The 4676-nt window shown below is 29.8% G+C and carries 10 protein-coding genes; all 10 read left to right on the top strand.

The annotated features are described in order from the left end of the window. The first annotated feature begins 193 nt into the window (after window positions 1–193). The 10 genes from QQZ16_RS23365 to QQZ16_RS23115 all read left to right on the top strand — a co-directional run bounded on the left by QQZ16_RS23365 (window position 194) and on the right by QQZ16_RS23115 (window position 4295). The gene (locus tag QQZ16_RS23365) at window positions 194–430 is read left to right on the top strand and encodes an SPASM domain-containing protein (protein WP_446715486.1); all 237 of its coding nucleotides are present in this window, start codon (window positions 194–196) and stop codon (window positions 428–430) included. 310 nt (window positions 431–740) lie between these two features. Then, window positions 741–917, top strand: a complete 177-nt coding sequence (locus QQZ16_RS23155; RefSeq protein ID WP_172866222.1) for a hypothetical protein — start codon at window positions 741–743, stop codon at window positions 915–917. A gap of 55 nt (window positions 918–972) precedes the next feature. Then, entirely contained in the window at window positions 973–1254 is a 282-nt protein-coding gene (locus tag QQZ16_RS23150; RefSeq protein WP_047944116.1) for a hypothetical protein, read from the top strand. A 476-nt stretch (window positions 1255–1730) separates the two neighbouring features. Further along, entirely contained in the window at window positions 1731–2036 is a 306-nt protein-coding gene (locus tag QQZ16_RS23145) for a hypothetical protein (RefSeq protein ID WP_016204188.1), read from the top strand. 117 nt (window positions 2037–2153) lie between these two features. After that, entirely contained in the window at window positions 2154–2318 is a 165-nt protein-coding gene (locus QQZ16_RS23140) for a hypothetical protein (RefSeq protein WP_161798411.1), read from the top strand. A gap of 21 nt (window positions 2319–2339) precedes the next feature. Further along, on the top strand, window positions 2340–2570 hold the full coding sequence (locus QQZ16_RS23135) for a DUF3850 domain-containing protein (RefSeq protein WP_016204189.1): 231 nt from the start codon (window positions 2340–2342) through the stop codon (window positions 2568–2570). Window positions 2571–2602: 32 nt separating this feature from the next. After that, entirely contained in the window at window positions 2603–2800 is a 198-nt protein-coding gene (locus QQZ16_RS23130) for a hypothetical protein (protein ID WP_047944115.1), read from the top strand. Window positions 2801–2997: 197 nt separating this feature from the next. Then, a complete protein-coding gene (locus QQZ16_RS23125) occupies window positions 2998–3228 on the top strand; it encodes a hypothetical protein (protein WP_193224650.1) in 231 nt (76 codons plus the stop codon). Window positions 3229–3353: 125 nt separating this feature from the next. After that, a complete protein-coding gene (locus QQZ16_RS23120; protein WP_156827845.1) occupies window positions 3354–3521 on the top strand; it encodes a hypothetical protein in 168 nt (55 codons plus the stop codon). A gap of 90 nt (window positions 3522–3611) precedes the next feature. After that, the gene (locus QQZ16_RS23115; RefSeq protein ID WP_226793783.1) at window positions 3612–4295 is read left to right on the top strand and encodes a DNA cytosine methyltransferase; all 684 of its coding nucleotides are present in this window, start codon (window positions 3612–3614) and stop codon (window positions 4293–4295) included. Window positions 4296–4676 lie beyond the last annotated feature (381 nt).

The raw sequence follows: 4676 nt of genomic DNA, 5'->3' as shown, positions 1-4676 counted from the left end.
ATAAAAAAACTCCCCCTTCTAATATGCAAAAAATTTAGCACATTATTCCAGAGAAGTATATAAACAATTCTGAAGGAATTTGAAAATTCCAACGGTATTTGAGAGGATATAAAGTGACAGTTTACAGTATTTATCCAAAAATTTAAAAGGTTTAAATGTTACATATAAGAGTTTTAATCACGAGGAAGATGCTATTGAAACTAATGATGGTGAAACTTATGAAGATACATGGACATGTTGTGCGGGTATTTCTCGGATTACAGTAGACCATTTGGGGGATGTCTATCCTTGTCCTTTTTTAAAAAATGAATACAAGCTAGGAAACATTATTAATAATGATTTACATTTTTTATGGCAGGATCCGAATAGAATCAAGTTTATTGAGAATTTGAAAAAGAATTCGAAGAATGGAAAATGTTTATATTTTTAGCTTAACTAAACAGACTATCTAATAATTTAGGTTTAAAGAGGTGAAATTAGGTGGGGAATTATTTGGGACCTTGGGATTTAGATAGTGTATTAAAGGATTGGGTGAAACAAAAACATGAACATTTATTTCATACCGATTTTTTGATAGTCTTCGCATTAAATTTCTTGATAATAAAAATACAAATAAAGATAGTGATGATAAATTCAACTTAAAACAGGACATAGAAAATTAGTAGATAACTAAAGTTTGAGGGTTATAAAGAATTAAATTTGAATAGATAACTATTATTCATTAAAGGGAGGTAGTAAGTATGAAAAGAGTGGCAATAAAAGTAACACTAGAAAGAGAAGTTTGGCTTAGTAAAGAAGTATGGGAAGAAAGTTTTGGAGGTCAGTTACCTCAAGACATGGACGATTTAGACATGATAGAAGAATGTTTAAGGAGAAATACAGAGTTTAAAAATGCAGAATTCATAAGTGAATTCTAGTTAAAGTACTTCCAAACCATATAAAATTAAAGTGCGTTAAAAAGGAGTGGGAAAAATGAAAGAAATTTTGATCGATATAACTTTAGATGAACCAAAAGCAACAATATTAGAAGCGATGGAACAAGCAGGATACAAGTATAAGGGTATATTCAAATACGACTATCCAGAATGGGGGCATAAATACTATGAAAGAATAAAAACAGAGTTATTCGAAAAAGAAAACAAACTCTTCTATTTTGCTAATGTTCCCCAATGGAAGGAAGGAAATATTTCAGTTATCAGAATCGGTGAAGTGGAGAATAAAAGTAACAAAAATCCTGAATATATTTATGCGTAGTTCGAAACTATTCTGCTGTAGAAAGGGGTTTATATATGAAAGTTCCAAAAGAAATAAAGGATAGTATTAGAAAGTCTGCAAAAGCGTTTCACACAGCGAGAGAACATGAAAAAATAGTAAGGGGTTAGCTTGATGAACAAGGTCTTGAAAATGATACTGTTCACGATAGCTGGATTGACACAATTGAAATGGGGTCTGGAAATTCAAAAGATTTTATTGAATTTCTAAAAAGAGTTGATGAATAGTTCGAAACTATTGTGAAGGAGTGAGTTGTTAATGGAAAATGAAGTGGTTAAGACAGTAAGTCTTGAATGTTTAGGTGTGAATCTGATTTTCTTGCTTTAACTAATAGCAAAGAATATGAATTGAATATATGTTATTGATGTTTTCTAAATGGTATGGCTAATTCATATATGAAGAGAAACGGAATAGAAAATAGATAATTTATATGGGGTAGAAAGAAGGGGATTTTCTCAGTGTCGCAAAAAGATTTAAGAGTATGTCCGAAATGTTTAAATGAGAAGAATATTGCTGATAAGACATGTAGTTACTGCAAAGAAAAATCAATAGTAATTAAAGATGGGGTTATTCTGAATTTCTTATTATTCTTTGTCCTTATGGTAATTCAGCTTGTAGCATATACATACAATGCAAGTTCACAAGATAAGTTGCTAATAGGATTTTTCTCAATGTTACTTCTGATTTTAACGAATATATTAGTTTTTGTTGCCTTGAAAAAGTTTGAAGAGAAGAATAAGTATCGTAGAAGTAACAAAAATTGAATCAAACAAAAAACGTGTTTATCTTATATTATAATTGCAAATCATACAGCAAAAGATTATATAAGGAAAAAATGATTTCAAAGTAGATAACTATTATTCATTAAAGGAGAGTTAATCGTGAAGAAAGAAAAATTAAACAAACCTTACACCATAGTTATTTTTCATAATGATAAGCCAGTTAAAAAGAAGAGATTTATTTCATTAGAAAAGTTAGATAGATATTGTGACCACGTTGAGAAATTAGGTAAAACCTATGGAACGTACAGCATAAACGCTTGGTAACTATTGCGAAGGAGTGAGGAAATGGAACACTTTTTAAAAATACAACCGCAATATTTTGAAGAAGTACGAAATGGAAATAAAAGTTTTGAAATCAGAAAAAATGACAGAGATTTTAAAGTTGGAGATACTCTTTATTTACAAGAATATAACCCTTTAGCACAAGAGTATACAGGGGAAGTAGTTAAAAGAGAAATTACTTATATTACTAATTATGCACAGCAAGAAAATTATATAGTAATGGCTATTGTTTGATAACTATTGTACGGTAGGAAAGGGGTTTTGCAATGAATAAGAATCAGAAAATTGTATGCGACTGGTTTCTAAACAATGGAATGGATTTTTTATCAGCTATAGTTGAATTAGAAGGGGTTTATGAGAGTATTCCTAACGAGGTTGCAGAAGCTTTTAGCGAACTAACTGATAAAGAAATAATAGAAGTAATAAAAAAATCAGCAAATAACATATTAAAACGTATAGCATAGTACGAAACAACTGTTCATTAGATAACCATTATGACAAAAAAATTTTAAGATTGGAGAAGCGAATCAAAAAGATGTGAATTTTAAAGTGAGTACCTTTCTAACAATAGAAGGATATAAAATATTAATACAATTAGTTGAATAGTACAAAGGTTATATGAAGGAGAGAAAATAAAGTGAATTTAATAAATATATTAATAGTGAGTTTAGTCATCATTAATTTATTTTTAATTAAGAATAAACGTTTTCCAATTATAAAAAAAGTATTGCCTTGGATAATTGTCATATTATTTTCATACCATTGGGGTGTCGGAGGATTAATTCAATATCCTTTTCTCGCTAATGTTGTTGGAATTATAGTCATTTCTTTTTGGTTTATAGTCATTACACAATATTTAAGAAGTTTATACATGAATCAAAAAGTAGAATAACTAAATTTAATAGGGTTTAACAACACGAACTTGAAAAACTTTTATAATGAAAATCGTGTTGTAAAGATAGTACTTATAATATGCCTTGATATTGAAAATTAAATAACTATTTTGTGGAAAGGGAAATGAAGAATATGAAAGATTCCATTATTATTAATGAAGCGAGAGGAAAAGCAGTAAATAATTTAATAAAGATTATGAAGAGTAGTTCGAAAAAAAGTAGAATAGCAATTCATTTTACTAGACTTAATAACAAAAGTGAAAATCTACAAAGAATAATTGAAAAGAGATAATTACAAGGTTTTAGATAGATATAGCTATAGTATGGAAAATTAACCATAAGAAAAATAGCTTAGTAATGTAGGAAGGAGAACAAAATTTTGATGATAACAGCAAAAAGTTATTTTAGTGGTGCTGGTGGAATGGACTTAGGAATGTTAGACGCTGGTATTGAAATTATGGAATCTTTTGAAATAGATAAAGTTGCTTGTGAGACTTTAAGGAAAAACTTTAAACACAGAATAAACCAAACCGATATCACAAAAATAACTGTACTCGATCAGCAAGATGCAGATGTTTATATTGGAACTTTCCCTTGTACGAAGTATAGCCGGATTGCTGATATACATGGAACTAGAACAGGCGATGATTTATTTTTACATTTTTTTAGACATGTGGCTTTAGCACAACCAGAAGTGTATATAGTTGAAAATGTTCCTGGTATGCGAAAATTTCAAGTGGTGATGGAGTGCTTAACTAGATTACCCAATTATTACGTTAGAGTAGAATGCCCTGTTAACGCAAATATGTGGCTCCCTCAAGAACGTAAAAGATTAATAGTTATAGGAACTAAAAAGCCTTTCCATAATTTATCTTATCCAGAAGCAAAACCAATGAGAATGAGAGATATTATTGATATTGGAGCAGAAGTATATACTCCTGATTATGTTCAAAAAAGATTAAATGGTGCATATCGAGATAAGCCAATTATTACAGATTTAGATGGAAAAGCTCCAACTTGTGTAGCGCAAAATATTGCCTCAATCTCTTACAAGTTGCATTTGTAGACAATGAGCACTATCGATACCTATTTTGCTTACCACTACAGAAGACTTATCATTAAAAACAAAAATGGAAGAAAGGAAAGAAGTATGCTTAATAAACTCATCGAGTTGATATCTGAAGGAAATATTAGTCTTGGACAATTATCCATTATTTTCGCTGTTATTCTAACAATAACTGCTATAATCGGTTACACCTTTCTTTTCTGGGAGCAGCGATCTTATGAAAAACTACTAACAGGTAAACCATTACCTTCTAATAGGGGTAGCGTCAGGAAAATGCGGATTTACAACGTTAAGGAAATCAAAATATAAAAAGCCTAATTTCTCGGTGTTATAAGTGAAAAATTAGGCTTTAGTTACTTCATTAAAGCGCCTGATTGTTGA

The organism is Bacillus sp. T2.9-1 (assembly GCF_950097965.1).
GTDB classification, from domain to species: Bacteria; Bacillota; Bacilli; order Bacillales; family Cytobacillaceae; genus Niallia; species Niallia hominis.
The sequence above is the reverse complement of the archived record's forward strand: the minus strand, read 5'-3'. Positions and strand labels throughout refer to the sequence as shown.